Here is a 16,932-nt window from a genome sequence, read left to right on the forward strand (position 1 = left end):
TTGTTACTGATACAATTTCCGGATGACCTATCAAGTTCTCGCACGCAAATGGCGGCCGAAGGATTTCGCTTCGCTCGTCGGACAGGAGCACGTGGTGCGCGCGCTCACCCATGCGCTCGACGGCGGCCGTCTGCACCATGCCTATTTGTTTACAGGTACGCGCGGCGTCGGCAAGACCACGCTGTCGCGCATCTTCGCGAAGGCGCTCAATTGCGAGACCGGCGTGACGTCGACGCCGTGCGGCGTATGCCGTGCGTGTCGCGAGATCGACGAAGGGCGCTTTGTCGATTACGTCGAAATGGACGCGGCGAGTAATCGTGGCGTCGATGAAATGGCCGCGCTGCTCGAGCGCGCGGTGTACGCGCCCGTCGATGCGCGCTTCAAGGTCTACATGATCGACGAAGTGCACATGCTGACGAACCACGCGTTCAACGCGATGCTGAAGACGCTCGAAGAGCCGCCGCCGCACGTCAAGTTCATCCTCGCGACCACCGACCCGCAGAAGATTCCGGTCACCGTGCTGTCGCGCTGTCTGCAGTTCAATCTGAAGCAGATGCCGGCCGGCCATATCGTGTCGCATCTCGAACGCATTCTCGGCGAAGAGAGCGTGCCTCACGAGGCGCAGGCGTTGCGCCTGCTCGCGCGCGCGGCCGACGGTTCGATGCGCGACGCGCTATCGCTGACCGATCAGGCGATCGCCTATTCGGCGAACCAGGTCAGTGAAGACGCGGTGCGCGGCATGCTCGGCGCGCTCGACCAAAGCTATCTGATCCGCCTGCTCGACGCGCTCGCGCAGGGCGACGGCGCGGCGGTGCTGGCGGTCGCCGACGAGATGGCCTTGCGCAGCCTGTCGTTCTCGACGGCGCTGCAAGACCTGGCGAGCCTGCTGCATCGGATCGCGTGGACGCAGTTCGCGCCTTCGTCGGTGCTCGACGAATGGCCGGAGGCGGCCGACTTGCGCCGTTTCGCCGACGCGTTGAGCGCCGAGCAGGTGCAACTGTTCTATCAGATCGCCACGATCGGCCGAAGCGAACTGGGCCTCGCGCCCGACGAATACGCGGGCTTCACGATGACGCTGCTGCGCATGCTCGCGTTCGAGCCGGCGCCGACAGGCGGCGGTGGCGGAGCGGCGGGAGCCGCTGGCACGCAGAGCGGTGCGGGCGGCGCCGGCGCCGGTGCGCAGCGCTCGGGTGCACCGACGGTTGCCGCGCTGCGCGCGCTGTCACCGTCGTCCGCGACGGCCATGGCAGCTGCTGCGCCCGTTCGTGGACCTCAGGTAGGCGTTGCCGGCGAGGAGCAGGGCGACGCGATGAAATCGACCGCGCCGACTGCAAAGCCGATCGCGAAGCCCGCAGCCGACTCCGCGCAATCTGAAGAAGCACCGCAATCGCCCAACGCCGAAGTCGCCCGCGTGACAGAAGCGCCTGCCATTACGGCAGCCCCGCTGGCGCCGTGGGAAGACGCGCCCGCGAAGGCCGTCGCCACGATCGACAACTCAAGCGCGCCGGTCTCGAACGAAGTTTCCGACATCGCACCTTCGTCCGCACCGAGCGCGCTTGCAACTGCCGCGCCTGGTCGCGCGGAAGAGGCCACGTCACCGGAACCGGAAGCGCGGCCGGAATTGGCGGCGCCCGCTTCAACGGCGGCACCGGCGGCCGCAGCCGACTCCGCGCCGCGCCGCGCGGGCGGCGCCAGCGCCGCGCTCGACGTGCTGCGCAACGCCGGCATGAAAGTATCGTCCGACCGTGGCCGTGCTAACACGGACGTGTCCGCGAAACCGGCCGCACCCGCCACACCGAAGCCGGCCGCGCCGCGTGTGGTCGTGCCGGCGCCGACGCCCGGTGCGTCACGCCGCGTGTCGCAGGACACCGCCGCGCAGGCTGCACCCGCTCGCGACGCAAACAGCGGCGCGAGCAGCAATGCGCAGCAGAACAGCCCGTCGATCTCGCCATGGGACGACATGCCGCCCGACGACTACCTGCCGTTGTCGGCCGCGGACGACGCGTACTTCATTCCGCCAGACGACGACTTCGTGCCGGTGTTCGACCGCGGCCCCGACGACGTCCGCATGGACGGCGCGGCCGCGCAGGCCGCCGCGCCGGCGCCGGTCGCCGATACGCGCCCGCTGCCGCCTGCCGTGCCGCTCGATCCGCTAGGTTTCACCGGCGACTGGCCGGCGCTCGCCGTCGATCTGCCGCTGAAGGGCATCTCGTATCAGCTTGCGTTCAACAGCGAACTCATGGCGCTCGACGGCAGCACGCTGAAGCTCAACGTGCCGGTGCCGCAATACGCAGAAGCGTCGCAGGTCGCTAAACTGAAGGCAGCGCTCGTCGAGCGGCTCGGCCAGAACGTCGACGTGCAGGTCGAAGTCGGCCCGGCGCGCCGTACCGCCGCCGCTCACGACGCGAAGCTGCGCGCGCAGCGCCAGCAGGAAGCCGAGCGCGAGATCAGCGCCGATCCGTTCGTGCAGTCGCTGATTCGCGAGTTCGGTGCGAGCATCGTGCCGGGCTCGATCCGCCCGATTACCCCGGACGCCGCCCCGAACGGCGCGTCGCCGGCCCACTGATCCATCGTTCGCGGCGTCGTCGCAGCGCGGCGCCGGAATGCCAGATTCCACGCTATCTAGAAGGAGCACGTCCATGATGAAAGGCCAACTCGCCGGGCTGATGAAGCAAGCCCAGCAGATGCAGGAAAACATGAAGAAGATGCAGGAGCAACTCGCGCAGATCGAAGTCGAGGGGCAGTCGGGTGCCGGTCTCGTCAAGGTGACGATGACCTGCAAGAACGACGTGCGCCGCGTGTCGATCGACCCGAGCCTGCTCGCCGACGACAAGGACATGCTGGAAGATCTCGTCGCCGCCGCGTTCAACGACGCCGTGCGCAAGGCCGAGGCGACCGCGCAGGAAAAGATGGGCGGCATGACCGCCGGCCTGCCGCTGCCGCCGGGTTTCAAGCTGCCGTTCTGAACCTGTTCTGATTGAGAACGGGCTGAAGCGGGTGAGCGCCGCGGCGGTTCATTGCCGCGGTGCGAACCCAGACGCTCGCCGCCGCGCGCCGCGCGCAGGCTGGAAACATCGAACCTGCAGCCGCGCGTGAAAGCGTCGTCACGGCGTGAAAGCGCGGCCCGGTTCGAGCAACACCCCCGCATCCCAATTCGCCCACCCGAGCACCACCCACGTCGACGCCGATCCGCATGAAACAACCTTCCGCCCTGTCGGCGCTCGTCGAAGCGCTGCGCGCGCTGCCCGGTGTCGGGCCGAAGTCCGCGCAGCGCATGGCGTATCACCTGATGCAGCACGATCGCGAAGGCGCCGAAAAGCTCGGGCGCTCGCTGTTGTTCGCGACCGAGCATCTGCGTCACTGCGAAAAGTGCAACACATTTACCGAAGCGCAGATCTGCGAGGTCTGCCTCGACGAGGAGCGCGATCCGTCGCTGCTGTGCGTCGTCGAAACGCCGGCCGACCAGATCATGCTCGAACAGACGATGACCTATCGCGGCCTCTATTTCGTGCTGATGGGGCGGTTGAGTCCGCTCGACGGCATCGGCCCGAAGGAAATCCATTTCGACCGGCTCGTGAAGCGCGCGTCGGATGGCGTCGTCAAGGAAGTCGTGCTGGCCACCAATTTCACCAACGAGGGTGAGGCCACCGCGCATTACCTCGGACAGACGCTGAAGGCGCGCGGCCTTGCCGTGACGCGTCTCGCGCGCGGCGTGCCGGTGGGCGGCGAGCTCGAGTATGTCGACGCGGGCACGATCGCGCGCGCGATGCTCGACCGTCGTTCGATGTAGCCGCGCGGCTTTCGTTGGCCGCCGCCATATCCGTCCAGGCACGCATCGTCGCAAGTCGTTGCAAACCAGACAGACCGGGTACACAACGATGCAGAACCAAGGAGACTCATGAGCGCCACCCCCGAATCAGGCGCGAGCGCCGCGCCGCATGACGCGTGCGGTCCGCTCGCCGGCGTCAAGGTGCTGGAACTCGGCACGCTGATCGCCGGGCCGTTCGCCGCGCGTTTTCTCGGCGAGTTCGGCGCCGACGTCGTCAAGATCGAAGACCCCAAAGGCGGCGACCCGCTGCGCAAATGGCGCAAGCTGTACCCGGAAGTCGGCGGTACGTCGCTGTGGTGGGCCGTGCAGGCGCGCAACAAGAAGTCCGTCACGATCAACCTGAAAGCCGAAGAGGGCAAGGAGATCGTGCGGCGCCTCGCGAAAGAGGCCGATATCGTCGTCGAGAATTTTCGGCCCGGTTTGCTCGAAAAGCTCGGGCTCGGCTACGACGTGCTGTCCGCCGAGAACCCCGGCCTCGTGATGGTGCGTCTGTCGGGCTACGGCCAGACGGGCCCGTATCGCGACCGGCCCGGCTTCGGCGCGATCGCCGAGTCGATGGGCGGTCTGCGCCATATCACCGGCTATCCGGATCTGCCGCCGCCGCGCATCGGCATTTCGATCGGCGATTCGATCGCCGCGCTGCACGGTGTGATCGGCGCGCTGATGGCGCTGCATCACAAGCAGATGAACGGCGGCAAGGGGCAGGTGGTCGACGTCGCGCTGTACGAGGCCGTCTTCAACATGATGGAAAGCGTGGTGCCCGAATACGGCGTCTACGGCATGGTGCGCGAGCGTACCGGCGCGTCTCTGCCGGGCATCGTGCCGTCGAACACGTATCCGTGCCGCGACGGCAGCATCGTGATCGGCGGCAATAGCGATCCGATCTTCAGGCGCCTGATGATCGCGATCGAACGCGACGATCTCGCCAACGATCCGGCGCTCGCGCATAACGATGGCCGCGTGCTGCGCACGCAGGAAATCGACGCGGCGATCGGCGCGTGGCTGTCCACGCGCACGATCGACGAAGCGCTCGCGGTGCTGAACGCGGCCGACGTGCCGGTGGGCCGCATCTACAGCGTCGCCGATATGTTCACCGATCCGCAGTTCATCGCGCGGCAGATGATCCAGCGGTTCAAGTGGCAGGACGGCAAGGAAATCACGCTGCCCACGGTTACGCCGAAGCTGTCGGCGACGCCCGGTGAGACGCGCTGGCTGGGGCCAGAACTGGGTGAACATACCGATGAAGTCCTGCAATCGCTAGGTTATGATGCTGACGGCATCGCGCGGTTGCGGGCGCAACAGATCGTCTGATGCGCACAGCGCAACGCATAGAGAAAGGCGCGTAAAGCGCGGCGCTGACGCACGATTCGCGCCTTGCGACCGGCACAGCCCCACACCGTGGCCAAGCGCTTGCGCAACGCGCACACGGGCGGTCAAAAAGCCGGACGACAAAAAATCTGGAGACAACGGACCATGCAACGCAGAACCTTCCTCGCCGGCGGTGCGGCGCTCGCGGGCGCCTCGCTCGCTGCCACGCCGTTCGCTTTCGCGCAGGGCAAGCCCGAGACCACCAAGGTCGCCATCGCGGTCGGCGGCAAGAACCTGTTCTACTACCTGCCGCTGACGATCGCCGAGCGCCGCAACTACTTCAGGGACGAGGGGCTCGAAGTCGAGATTTCCGACTTCGCGGGCGGCTCGCAGGCGTTGAAGGCGGCAGTCGGCGGAAGCGCCGACGTGGTCTCCGGCGCGTTCGAACACACGCTGCTGTTGCAGGCGCAAAAGCAGATGTTCCGCGAATTCGTGCTGCAGGGCCGCGCGCCGCAGATCGCGCTGGCGGTGTCGAAGAAGACGATGCCGAACTACAAGTCGATCGCCGATCTGAAGGGCAAGAAGATCGGCGTGACCGCGCCGGGTTCGTCGACGTCGATCATGGCGAGCTTCGTCCTCGCGAAAGCAGGGCTCAGTCCGAAGGACGTCGCGTTCATCGGCGTGGGCGCCGGTGCCGGCGCGATCGCCGCGCTGCAGTCCGGGCAGATCGACGCGATCGCCAATCTCGATCCGGTCGTCACGCGCCTCGAGCGCGCCGGCGACGTGCGCGTCGTGTCGGATACCCGCACGCTCACCGATACGCACATCGTGTTCGGCGGCGACATGCCGGCGGGCTGTCTGTACGCGTCGCAGTCGTTCATCACGAAGAACCCGAACACCACGCAGGCGCTGACCAATGCGATGGTGCGCGCGCTCAAGTGGCTGCAGAACGCGAGCGGCAGCGAACTGATCAACACGGTGCCGGAGAGCTATCTGCTCGGCGACCGCGCGCTCTATCTCGACGCGTGGCAGCACGTGCGCGAAGCGATGTCGCCCGACGGCCTGATGCCCGCCGACGGTCCCGCGACGTCGCTGAAGACGCTGAAAGCGTTCGATCCGGTGATCCAGAACGCGCAGATCGATCTGTCGAAGACGTGGACCAACGACTTCGTGAAGAAGGCGCTCGCGACCGTCAAGGCATAAACGACGCGGCGCGCGCACAGGCGCATCGAATGGGACGTGGACAGGGCGATTCGCCGCGTCCACAGCCGTCGCCCCAGCGTCGCCGCGACAACTCCCCGCTAACCCGATTCCCGAAGCGAGCCGTACGATGACCGTTGCTGCCCTGGCGCTCGAAAACATCACCTGCACGTTCGCCGCGCGTGACAACCGCGCACAGCGCTACACAGCAGTTAAGGACACGACGCTGCGTATCGAGCCCGGCGAGTTCGTGTCGGTCGTCGGGCCGACTGGCTGCGGCAAGTCCACGCTGCTGAACATCGGCGCGGGGCTGCTCCAGCCGTCGGCGGGCGGCGTCAGCGTGTTCGGCGAACAGCTCAGTGGCCTGAATCGCCGAGCGGGCTATATGTTCCAGGCAGATGCGCTGATGCCGTGGCGCTCGGCGCTCGACAACGTGATGGCCGGCCTGTCGTTTCACCGCGTGCCGGCCTCGGAAGCGCGCGCGAAGGCCGAAGAGTGGTTGAAGCGTGTCGGCCTCGGCGGCTTCGGCGACCGCTATCCGCATCAGCTGTCGGGCGGCATGCGCAAGCGCGTCGCGATGGCGCAGACGCTGATCCTCGACCCCGACATCATCCTCATGGACGAGCCGTTTTCCGCGCTGGATATTCAAACGCGGCAGCTGATGGAAAACGAGCTGCTCGATCTCTGGGCCGCGAAGCGCAAGGCCGTGCTGTTCATTACGCACGATCTCGACGAAGCGATCGCGATGTCGGACCGCGTGGTGGTACTGTCGGCCGGGCCTGCGACGCATCCGATCGGCGAGTTCCGGATCGATCTGCCGCGGCCGCGCGATGTCGCCGAAATCCGTTCGCATCCGCGCTTCGTCGAGTTGCATGCGCAGCTCTGGGGTGTGCTGCGCGATGAGGTGCTCAAGGGCTATCAGCAGCAACTGACCGCTGTTTAAATGTGCCGCGCATCCCCGCCTGCGCATCGAAAAGAAGACGTGTTCAATAATCGTCCAAGGCAAACCAAGTCATGTGGAAGACGTTGCGCCCGAGCCGGGCGAATCTGGTGATCTGGCAGTGGCTGCTGCTCGTGCTGTGCTTCGTGCTGTGGTACGTGCTGACGAGCCCGACGCTGATACCGCCGTTCTATTTCGACGATCCGAACAAGGCGGCGTTTTTCTTTGGCGAGCCGCAGAAAGTACTGCAGCGGATCTGGGAATGGTTCACGGGCGGCGAGATCTATCTGCATCTGTGGATCACGCTCGTCGAGACCGTGCTCGCGTTCGTCTTTGGCACCACGATCGGGCTCGGCGTCGGCCTGTGGCTCGCGCTCGCGCCGACGGCGAGCGCGCTGTTCGATCCGTACGTGAAGGCCGCGAACTCGATGCCGCGCGTGATTCTCGCGCCGATCTTCGGCGTGTGGTTCGGTCTCGGCATCTGGTCGAAGGTCGCACTCGGCGTCACGCTGGTGTTCTTCATCGTGTTCTTCAACGTCTACCAGGGCGTGAAGGAAGTGAGCCCGGTCGTGCTCGCGAACGCGCGCATGCTTGGCGCGAACCGCAAACAGCTGCTGCGTTTCGTCTATCTGCCGAGCGCGATGAGCTGGGTGTTTTCGAGCCTGCATACGTCGGTGGGGCTTGCGTTCGTCGGCTCGGTGGTGGGCGAGTATCTGGGCTCGGCGCGCGGCGTCGGCTATCTGATCCTGCAGGCCGAGGGCACCTTCGATATCAACACGGTGTTCGCGGGGATTCTGGTGTTGACCGCGTTCGCGCTGATTCTCGATGCGATCGTCGGGACCGCGGAGCGGCGTTTGATGAAGTGGCAGCCGCGCACCGGGGATACCGAGAAGCTGTGAACGTGGATCGCAAGCGGTCCGGCGGCCGAAATCGCAGTCGGCCGCCGCGCCGTTTTTGATGCTGCTTTATTGGTCGTGCTACGGCGTGATGACCACCTTGCCGATCACGCGGCGCTCGGCCATGTCGCGCAACGCGCGGCCGGTGTCGTCGAGCGAGTAGCGGGCCGACACGTAGGGCTTGAGCTTGCCTTCACGAATCCAGCCGGTCATCTGCTCGAATGCCGCGCGATTGCGCTGCGGCTCACGCTTTGCGAAGTCGCCCCAGAACACGCCGACCACGCTTGCGCCCTTGAGCAACATCAGGTTCAGCGGCAGCCTTGGAATCTCGCCATTCGCAAAGCCGACCACCAGATAACGCCCCCTCCAGCCGATGCTGCGAAACGCCGGCTCCGCATACACGCCGCCGACCGGGTCGTAGATCACGTCCGGACCTTTGCCATCGGTGAGCGCCTTGATGCGCTCGCGCAGATCCTCGGTGTTGTAGTTGATCGTCGCGTCCGCGCCGTGCTTCACGCAGGTCGCGAGCTTTTCGTCGCTCGATGCCGCCGCGATCACGCGCGCGCCGAGCGCCTTGCCGATTTCGACCGCCGCCAGCCCGACTCCGCCGGCCGCGCCGAGCACGAGCATCGTCTCGCCCGACTGCAGCGCGCCGCGATCGACCACCGCGTGATGCGAGGTGCCATACGCGAGCGTGAACGCGGCCGCGAGTTCGAACGACACGTCATCGTCGAGCGGCACGCAGGCCGCGGCGGGCGCAAGCGCCTGCTCGGCAAAACCGCCGGAGCCGGTGAACGCGGCCACGCGCGAACCGGGTTTGAACTGCGTGACGCCTTCGCCCACCGCGCGCACGATGCCCGCGGCTTCCGAACCGGGCGTGAACGGCAGCGGCGGCTTGAACTGGTATTTGTTCTCGATGATCAGCACGTCGGGAAAATTGACGGCCGCGGCCTTCACGTCGATCACGACGTGGCCAGGCGGCGCTTCGAGATCCGCCAGGTTGTCGACGACCAGGCTCTCGGGCGGCCCGTACTGCTTGCAGCGAATCGCGCGCATCGTGTCTCCGTATCGTTCAGGGTTGGCACCGTTTTCGAGTGTAAAACAAAGCGCACGACCGTGCGATTTATTGCGCTGCGGGTTACAACTTGCAGCGCGCTTTCGATGCGTCGCGCGCGCTTCTCGCGCAAGCCGTATTGCATTGCACAGCGCGAAGCACGCACAGGATCCGATTTCATCGACGAGCGCGCACGGCCGCGCGTTGAGTGCGAAGCTGCATCTTTGCGTTCGATACAAGCATTCGCGCACCTGGAAAATACTGGCTCGCACGACGCTTGTGCACGCCACGCAGACACGCCGTCCATGTCGTTCGCGTGCCATCTTTCCTCGGTTACAATCGGCGCATGCGAATCCTACTCAGCAACGACGACGGTTATCTGGCGCCGGGCCTCGCCGCGCTTTACGAAGCGCTGAAGCCGATCGCCAACGTCACCGTGATGGCTCCCGAACAGAACTGCAGCGCCGCGTCGAATTCCCTGACGCTGTGGCGGCCGCTGTCGGTCCTGCGTTCGGCGAACGGTTTCTACTACGTGAACGGCACGCCGACCGACTCGGTGCACATCGCACTGACCGGCATGCTCGACCATACACCGGACCTGGTCGTGTCGGGTATCAACAACGGCCAGAACATGGGCGACGACACGCTGTATTCCGGCACCGTCGCAGCCGCCACCGAAGGCATCATGTTCGGGGTGCCGGCCATCGCGTTCTCGCTCGTCGACAAGGACTGGGCGCATCTCGAAGACGCGGCCCGCGTTGCCGCCGAAATCGTCGCGCATTATCTCGCGCGGCCGTTGCCGGGACATCCGCTGCTGAACGTCAATATCCCTAACCTGCCGTATGACGAACTGCGCGGCTGGCAGATCACGCGGCTCGGCAAACGTCATCCGTCGCAGCCGGTGATCCGCCAGACCAATCCGCGCGGCGAACCGATCTATTGGATCGGCGCCTCGGGCCAGGCGCGCGACGCGAGCGAAGGCACGGACTTCCATGCGGTGGCCAACGGCGCCGTGTCGATCACGCCGCTGCAGCTCGATCTGACCTACACGCAAATGCTGCCTGCGGCGCGCGACTGGCTGCGCGCCGGGAGCGGCAGTTCATGACCGGCGAGCGCGCGAAGCGCTTTCCGTTAGGTCTCGAGGACCTGGTGCGCGAACCGCGCCGGCCCGAGGGACGTCCGGGTGAGATGCGCGCGGCGGCGCTCGCGGCGAGCGCGGCGTTGAACGCACGGCAGCAGTCGGCGAAACCGACGCAGGGCGGCGCGGCCGCACGGGCGCAAGCGAGGACCTCAGCTGCTGCGCAAGCTACGCCGGCGACGCGACCCCAGGTGATTCCCCAGGCGAAGACGCAAAGCTCTCCGTTTGGTACGTCAACGGCGGCGACCGGTGTAATGCCGCCAAAGCCGCTGGCCGCGCCAGTCGCAAAGACAACGGCGAACTCGTTGGCTGGTGCATTGGCGGGGCAGCCTGTCAAGCAAGCACCAAAGTCGTCGGTCAAGCCGGGCAAAAACTCGACGCATGCGCCTGGCCACAGCGCACGCGCGACGCCATCGCCACTCCAGTCGCAACTGCAGCAAAGCGCGAAACCCGCGCCGAACGCCGCGTTGGCCGGTGCAATGAGCGGCGCATTCGGCGGCGCGACCAGCGGCGCGATGAACAACGCCTTGGCGCTGACCTCGGAACGGGTTCGCGAACGCATGGTCGAACGCGTGCGAGCCAATGGCGTCAGCGATCAGCGTGTGCTGAACGCGATGGCGGCGGTGCCGCGCCACATGTTCGTCGATCCGGGTCTTGCGGCCCAGGCGTACGAAGATGCCGCGCTGCCGATCGGTCATCACCAGACTATCTCGAAGCCGTCGGTGGTTGCGCGAATGATCGAACTCGCGGCGGCCGGGCGCGCGCTGAACACGGTGCTCGAAATCGGCACCGGTTGCGGCTATCAGGCGGCGGTGCTGAGCCAGGTCGCGCGCGAGGTTTATTCGATCGAACGCATCAAGCCGCTGTCCGAGCGCGCGAAGACGAATCTGCGTCCGCTGCGCATTCCGAATATCCGGCTGCATTACGGCGACGGGCGGCTCGGTTTGCCGTCGGCGGCCCCGTTCGACGCGATCGTGATCGCGGCGGCCGGGCTCGACGTGCCGCAGGCGTTGCTCGAGCAGCTTGCGATCGGCGGACGTCTGGTTGCGCCGGTCGGCTCGCAGGAAGGACAGAGCCAGGTGCTGACGCTGATCGAACGCCTCGGCCCCGCGCAATGGCGCGAGTCGCGGCTTGATCGCGTTTTCTTTGTACCCTTAAAATCCGGAGTGATTTGACACCGATGAGTATGTTGCGCGCGATGCAGAGAACCACCCCGAATACCCCCCTGACCGTAACCCAGCGCAGCGTGTGCGTGCTCGCCTTGTCCCTGTTGATGACGGCCTGTGCATCCCGGCTCGACCAGGCGCCCGTCGTCGACCGCTCCGGCGGCGGCACGCTCGCCACCGCGCAGGGCGCGGCGCAACCGGCGGTGCCGCTCGGCCCGCCGCCGCCCGGCTACTATCGCGTGAAGCCGGGCGATACGCTGTACCGCATTGCGCTCGAAAACGGCCAGAATTACCGCGACATCTCGACGTGGAACAACCTGACCAACCCGAATCAGATCGAAGTCGACCAGCTGCTGCGCGTCGTGCCGCCGGGCGCGAATACCGCGGCCATGACGCCGGGCGTGTCGACCGCGCCGATCGGCAGCACGGGCGCGGTGCAAAGCGCACCGCTGAACAACAACGCGCCGGCCGTGGTCGGCGCCGCGATGCCGCCGCTCTACGGCGGCGCGACGAACGGTACGCCCGCGAATGGTGCGGTAGCTGCGCCTCCGGCCAATCCCTCTGCGGCGAGCGCCGACATCGGCAGCGCCGCGGCAGGCAACGTAGCATTTGCATGGCCGGTGCGCGGTCCGCTGCTCAACACGTTCAACGACTCGACCAACAAGGGCGTCAATATCGGCGGCTCGGCGGGCGAGCCGGTTAAAGCGTCAGCCGATGGTCGCGTCGTCTATGCCGGAAATGGGCTGCGTGGTTACGGCAATCTCATTATCATCAAGCATGATGCAACTTATCTCACCGCGTATGCACACAACCGCGCTTTGATGGTAAAAGAGGGGGACGCGGTTACGAAGGGGCAGAAGATCGCGGAGATGGGCAATAGCGATTCCGACCGTGTGATGTTGCATTTCGAAGTTCGCCGACAGGGTAAACCAGTCGACCCACTGAAGTATTTGCCGCCGCAATAAGCGATACGACCATGCCGAAATCGAAGCGCCGCCCGCCGCAAGCCGAGTCTGAGACGATCAGCGAAGTCACGTCTGCCGCAGTGGACGAAAGCGGCGCTTCGGAAGTGGAAGAAGAGGTCGCGGAGGAGCGCGAACTCGACGAACGCCAGAGCGGCCTCGACGACAGCGAGAGCGCTGACGCGCGCGAAACCACCGGCGAGGCGCCGCCCGACGCAGACGATTTCCGCGCACTGCTGCAGGCCGAGCTCACGGCCGACACGATCCAGCATTATCTGAATCGCATCAGCGTGAAGCCGTTGCTCACCGTCGAGGAAGAGCAGAAATATTCGCGCCTTGCCAAGGCCGGCGAGTTCGAAGCGCGGCAGGTGATGATCGAGCGCAATCTGCGGCTGGTCGTCAGCATTGCCAAGGGTTATCTGAATCGCGGCGTGCCGCTGCTCGATCTGATCGAGGAGGGCAACCTCGGCCTCATGCACGCAATCGAAAAATTCGATCCGACGCGCGGCTTCCGTTTCTCGACCTACGCGACGTGGTGGATCCGCCAGAGCATCGAGCGCGCGATCATGAACCAGGCGCGTACGGTGCGATTGCCCGTCCATGTGATTCGTGAGCTCAACCAGGTGTTGCGCGCGAAGCGCCATCTGGAAAAGAACTCGATGAATTCGGGGGAGGCGGCCGAGCGCCGCGACGCGAGCATCGACGACATCGCTTATCTGACCGGCAAGACCACCGACGAAGTCACCGACATCCTCGCTCTGAACGAGCACACCGCCTCGCTCGATGCGCCGCTCGATCTCGATCCGGCGAGCAGCCTGCTCGATCTGCTGTCGGACGACCAGAGCCAGTCGCCAGACGCCGAAGTGCAGCATCGCGAACTCGAAACACTGACACGCGCATGGCTCGCGCGTTTGTCGGACAAGCACCGCCATGTGATCGAGCGGCGCTTCGGTCTGAATCACATCGAGCCCGCCACGCTCGAGGAGCTGGCCGACGAAATGGGCCTCACGCGCGAGCGTGTGCGCCAGATCCAACAGGAAGCGCTGGTGCGACTGAAGCGCTTCTTTGCCTCAAACGGTGTCCGCAAAGACGCCGTTCTCTGACCTGATGACACCGATTCTTGTTTTCGACATCGAGACGATTCCCGATGTCGCCGGCATCCGCCGGCTTGAAGATTTGCCCGCGTCGATGAGCGACGCCGATGTCGCCGAGCACGCGTTCGCCGCACGCCGCGAAAAAACTGGCAGCGATTTTCTGCCGCATCACCTCCAGCGGGTCGCGGCGATTTCCTGCGTGTTCCGTGACAACAACGGTTTTCGCGTGCGCTCGCTCGGTACGCCCGAGGACGGCGAGGCGACGCTCGTGCAGTCGTTCTATCGCGTGATCGAAAAGTACACGCCGCAACTCGTGTCGTGGAACGGCGGCGGTTTCGATCTGCCGGTGCTCAACTACCGCGCGCTCGTCAACGGCATCCCCGCCTACCGGTTCTGGGATCTCGGCGAGGACGACCGCGACTTCAAGTGGAACAACTACATCAGCCGCTACCACGCGCGACACACCGATCTGATGGACGTGCTCGCGATGTACCAGGCGCGCGCGAACGCGCCGCTCGACGCGCTCGCGAAGATGTGCGGCTTTCCGGGCAAGATGGGCATGGACGGCAGTCAGGTGTGGCAGGCGTTCCAGCAAGGGCGTATCGAGGAAATCCGCAATTACTGCGAGACCGACGTCGTCAATACGTACCTGCTGTATTGCCGCTTCCAACTGATGCGCGGTGGTTTTTCGCCGTCGGAGTATGCTGACGAGATCAACCTCGTGAAGAACGCGCTCGCGCTGGAAAGCGCGCCGCAGTGGGCCGAGTATCTGGCGGCGTTCGAGCAGTAAGCGCGCGCGAGCAGAGCCTCCGCCGGGGAGCCGCAATCCGGGCCGCGATCCGCACTCGCTCCGCGTGTGGTCCGCACCGCATCGCAGGCAAGCCCGGCGCTTCGTCTACAATCCCGCCTTTCCCCATAGTTTGTCAGGAAGTCCGCAGGTGTCCCGAACTGCCCCCCAACGTCGCTCGCCGCGGCGCTCATCGAAGCATGCCAGGGCGCACGCCCCGGCGCCGGCGCCCGTCATTACCGGCAACGAACCGCTGATCGAAATCGTTTCGCTCGATATGGAAGCGCGTGGCGTGGGCCGCACCACGAGCGAAGACGGCACGCCGGGCAAGGTCGTGTTCGTCGAAGGCGCGCTGCCGGGTGAACTCGTCAGTTATTCGACGCATCGCAGCAAGCCGAAATTCGAGCAGGCCGAGGTCGTCCAGGTGTTCCGCGAAAGCGTGCTCCGCACGACGCCGAAATGCACGTACTTCAACATCTGCGGCGGCTGCTCGATGCAGCATCTCGACATGCGCGCGCAGGTGGCGGTCAAGCAGCGCGTGCTCGAGGACAGCCTGCAGCATCTGGCGAAGCTGCGCCCCGAAACGGTGTTCCGGCCGATTCACGGGCCGTCCTGGGGTTATCGCTATCGCGCGCGGCTCGCGGTGCGCTACCTGCCGGAGCGCGGCGGCATGCGCATCGGCTTTCACGAGAAAAAGAGCAGCTATATCGCCGACATGAAGACCTGCGAGGTGCTGCCGCCGCACGTGTCGGCGATGCTGATGCCGCTGCGTTTCATGGTCCGCAAGCTGTCTATCTACGACCGCGTGCCGCAGCTCGAGCTCGCGGTCGGCTCGTCGGTCACGGCGCTCGTCGTGCGCAACCTCGAACCGCTGACGGCCGGGGACGAGCAGGTGCTGCGCGAGTTCGCGGACGAGCACAAGGTGCAGTTCTGGATCCAGCCGGGCGGTCCCGACACGGTCACGCCGCTTTATCCTCTCGACGTGCAGCTCGACTACACGCTGCCCGAATACGGCATCCGTATGCCATTCAAGCCAACCGATTTCACCCAGGTCAATCACGCGATCAACCGCGTGCTGGTGAGCCGCGCGCTGCGCCTGCTGGCGCCGGCACGCACCGACCGCGTGCTCGACCTGTTCTGCGGGATCGGCAACTTCACGCTGCCGCTCGCGCGAATCTCGCGGGAAGTGGTCGGCATCGAGGGTAGCGAAGTGCTGACCCAGCGCGCGCTCGCGAATGCGGAGCTGAATGGCGTCGCCGGGCATACGTCGTTCGCGTGCCGCAACCTGTTCGAAGTCACCGCCGACGACTTGCGCGCCCTCGGCCAGTTCGACAAGTTCCTCGTCGATCCGCCGCGCGAAGGCGCGCTCGCGATCGCGAAGGCGCTCGCGGAGATCGCGCAGAGCGGCAACGGGCCGCTGCCGACGCGCATCGTCTATGTGTCGTGCGCGCCAGCCACGCTCGCGCGCGATGCCGGGCTGCTCGTGCATGAGGCCGGCTATCGGCTGGTGGGCGCGGGCGTCGTCAATATGTTCCCGCATACGTCGCACGTGGAATCGATTGCGCTGTTCGAGCGCGATTGAGTCTCGCGGCGCGCATAAACGAAAACGCCACGACCGAGGTCGTGGCGTTTTCGTTTTCAGACGAAGGTCAGTGTGCCGTCGGCGCGTGAGGGCTCAGAACTGCCACCACGACTTCGCCGTGCCGGGCCGTGCGTGGCCGGTCACGTACGGGCTGTCGGGGAAGGTGCCGGCCAGCACGCGACGAGTGTCGTCGGCGAGTTGCTGGTTGTTCAGCTTCTCGTACGACAGGATCATGATGTGCAGCGCGTCTTCGATGGCCGGCGCGTTCTTGTACTCGCGCAATGCGAGCTGCGCACGGTTGATGGCGGCGACATAGGCGCCGCGGCGATAGTAGTAGTCCGCGGCGTGGACTTCGTGCGATGCGAGCGCATTCACGATGTAGCGCATGCGCTGCGCGGCGTCCGCCGCGTACTTGCTGTTCGGGAAGCGGTCCACCACGACCTTGAACGCGTCATACGACTCGCGCAGCGACTTCGGATCGCGCTCGCTCATATCCTGGCCCGAGAAGCGGCCGAACAGACCGAGGTCGTCGTTGAAGTGGATCATGCCCTTCAGGTAATACGCGTAGGCGATGTCCGGATGATCCGGGTGCAGCTGGATGAAGCGGTCGATGGCCTGGTCGGCGGCGGCGTTTTCGTTGTCTTTCCAGTTGCAGTACGCGACGTTGATCTGCGCCTGCTGGGCGAAGTGGCCGAACGGGTCGCGGCCCTCGAGCAGCTCGAAATACTTCGCGCACTTGCCCCAGTCACCACCGGTCAGTGCGTCGTTCGCCTCCGTATATAATTTGTTGTTGTTCCACGCTGCCGTTTCGTCGGTCTTCTCCGGCAGGCCGTGGCAAGCCGCAACAGCGACGACGGCCGCGGCGCACGCAATGTATCCGGCCACTTTCCGGGCCGCCTTCTTGATGGCCGCCAAATTGATCGCCGCTTCAGTGATGGTGTTCAAGGCTCGCATTTTCCAGTCTAGCTTTACGTCC

General features: G+C 65.6%; 15 protein-coding genes. 13 read left to right on the top strand and 2 right to left on the bottom strand.

The genetic code is table 11. The features are described from left to right. Positions 1-22 precede the first annotated feature (22 nt). The 7 genes from OKW40_RS05720 (at position 23) to OKW40_RS05750 (ending at position 8,176) form a co-directional block, all read left to right on the top strand. Entirely contained in the window at positions 23-2,566 is a 2,544-nt protein-coding gene (locus tag OKW40_RS05720; protein WP_429488670.1) for a DNA polymerase III subunit gamma/tau, read from the top strand. Positions 2,567-2,639: 73 nt separating this feature from the next. After that, positions 2,640-2,966: a YbaB/EbfC family nucleoid-associated protein gene (locus OKW40_RS05725; RefSeq protein WP_008923976.1), complete on the top strand. Its 327-nt coding sequence runs from the start codon at positions 2,640-2,642 to the stop codon at positions 2,964-2,966. Positions 2,967-3,193: 227 nt separating this feature from the next. Further along, positions 3,194-3,790 (top strand): recombination mediator RecR, encoded by a 597-nt coding sequence (gene recR / locus OKW40_RS05730; protein WP_018418135.1) that lies wholly within the window; start codon positions 3,194-3,196, stop codon positions 3,788-3,790. Positions 3,791-3,898: 108 nt separating this feature from the next. Continuing rightward, entirely contained in the window at positions 3,899-5,140 is a 1,242-nt protein-coding gene (locus OKW40_RS05735; RefSeq protein ID WP_090804628.1) for a CaiB/BaiF CoA transferase family protein, read from the top strand. 162 nt (positions 5,141-5,302) lie between these two features. Beyond that, a complete protein-coding gene (locus tag OKW40_RS05740) occupies positions 5,303-6,340 on the top strand; it encodes an ABC transporter substrate-binding protein (RefSeq protein ID WP_429488672.1) in 1,038 nt (345 codons plus the stop codon). 127 nt (positions 6,341-6,467) lie between these two features. After that, positions 6,468-7,280: an ABC transporter ATP-binding protein gene (locus OKW40_RS05745; RefSeq protein ID WP_184064908.1), complete on the top strand. Its 813-nt coding sequence runs from the start codon at positions 6,468-6,470 to the stop codon at positions 7,278-7,280. Between the two features lie 71 nt (positions 7,281-7,351). Then, positions 7,352-8,176 carry an ABC transporter permease gene (locus OKW40_RS05750; protein WP_090804632.1) on the top strand — a complete coding sequence of 275 codons (825 nt, stop codon included), beginning with the start codon at positions 7,352-7,354 and terminating at the stop codon, positions 8,174-8,176. A gap of 78 nt (positions 8,177-8,254) precedes the next feature. Here OKW40_RS05750 and OKW40_RS05755 read toward each other — a convergent pair whose 3' ends face one another. Then, on the bottom strand, positions 8,255-9,229 hold the full coding sequence (locus tag OKW40_RS05755; protein WP_187610153.1) for an NADPH:quinone oxidoreductase family protein: 975 nt from the start codon (positions 9,227-9,229) through the stop codon (positions 8,255-8,257). Between the two features lie 344 nt (positions 9,230-9,573). Here OKW40_RS05755 and surE point away from each other — a divergent pair, with 344 nt between their 5' ends. The 6 genes from surE (at position 9,574) to rlmD (ending at position 15,956) form a co-directional block, all read left to right on the top strand. Then, on the top strand, positions 9,574-10,332 hold the full coding sequence (gene surE, locus OKW40_RS05760; RefSeq protein ID WP_184063695.1) for a 5'/3'-nucleotidase SurE: 759 nt from the start codon (positions 9,574-9,576) through the stop codon (positions 10,330-10,332). Further along, positions 10,329-11,540, top strand: a complete 1,212-nt coding sequence (locus OKW40_RS05765; protein WP_429488674.1) for a protein-L-isoaspartate(D-aspartate) O-methyltransferase — start codon at positions 10,329-10,331, stop codon at positions 11,538-11,540. Before surE ends, OKW40_RS05765 begins: the two co-directional genes overlap by 4 nt. Before the next feature lie 5 nt (positions 11,541-11,545). After that, on the top strand, positions 11,546-12,496 hold the full coding sequence (locus OKW40_RS05770) for a peptidoglycan DD-metalloendopeptidase family protein (protein WP_184028933.1): 951 nt from the start codon (positions 11,546-11,548) through the stop codon (positions 12,494-12,496). A gap of 11 nt (positions 12,497-12,507) precedes the next feature. After that, the gene (gene rpoS / locus OKW40_RS05775) at positions 12,508-13,596 is read left to right on the top strand and encodes an RNA polymerase sigma factor RpoS (protein WP_429488676.1); all 1,089 of its coding nucleotides are present in this window, start codon (positions 12,508-12,510) and stop codon (positions 13,594-13,596) included. A gap of 4 nt (positions 13,597-13,600) precedes the next feature. Beyond that, positions 13,601-14,377: a 3'-5' exonuclease gene (locus tag OKW40_RS05780; protein WP_184064915.1), complete on the top strand. Its 777-nt coding sequence runs from the start codon at positions 13,601-13,603 to the stop codon at positions 14,375-14,377. 148 nt (positions 14,378-14,525) lie between these two features. Continuing rightward, on the top strand, positions 14,526-15,956 hold the full coding sequence (gene rlmD, locus OKW40_RS05785) for a 23S rRNA (uracil(1939)-C(5))-methyltransferase RlmD (protein ID WP_184064933.1): 1,431 nt from the start codon (positions 14,526-14,528) through the stop codon (positions 15,954-15,956). 93 nt (positions 15,957-16,049) lie between these two features. On the opposite strand, the gene OKW40_RS05790 is transcribed toward rlmD, so the two are convergent. Next, complete coding sequence (locus OKW40_RS05790; RefSeq protein WP_090804648.1) at positions 16,050-16,910, bottom strand: outer membrane protein assembly factor BamD; 861 nt, start codon at positions 16,908-16,910, stop codon at positions 16,050-16,052. Positions 16,911-16,932 lie beyond the last annotated feature (22 nt).

Origin of the sequence: Paraburkholderia sp. RAU6.4a (assembly GCF_050435625.1) — a bacterium.
In the GTDB taxonomy this organism is placed as follows: domain Bacteria; phylum Pseudomonadota; class Gammaproteobacteria; order Burkholderiales; family Burkholderiaceae; genus Paraburkholderia; species Paraburkholderia tuberum.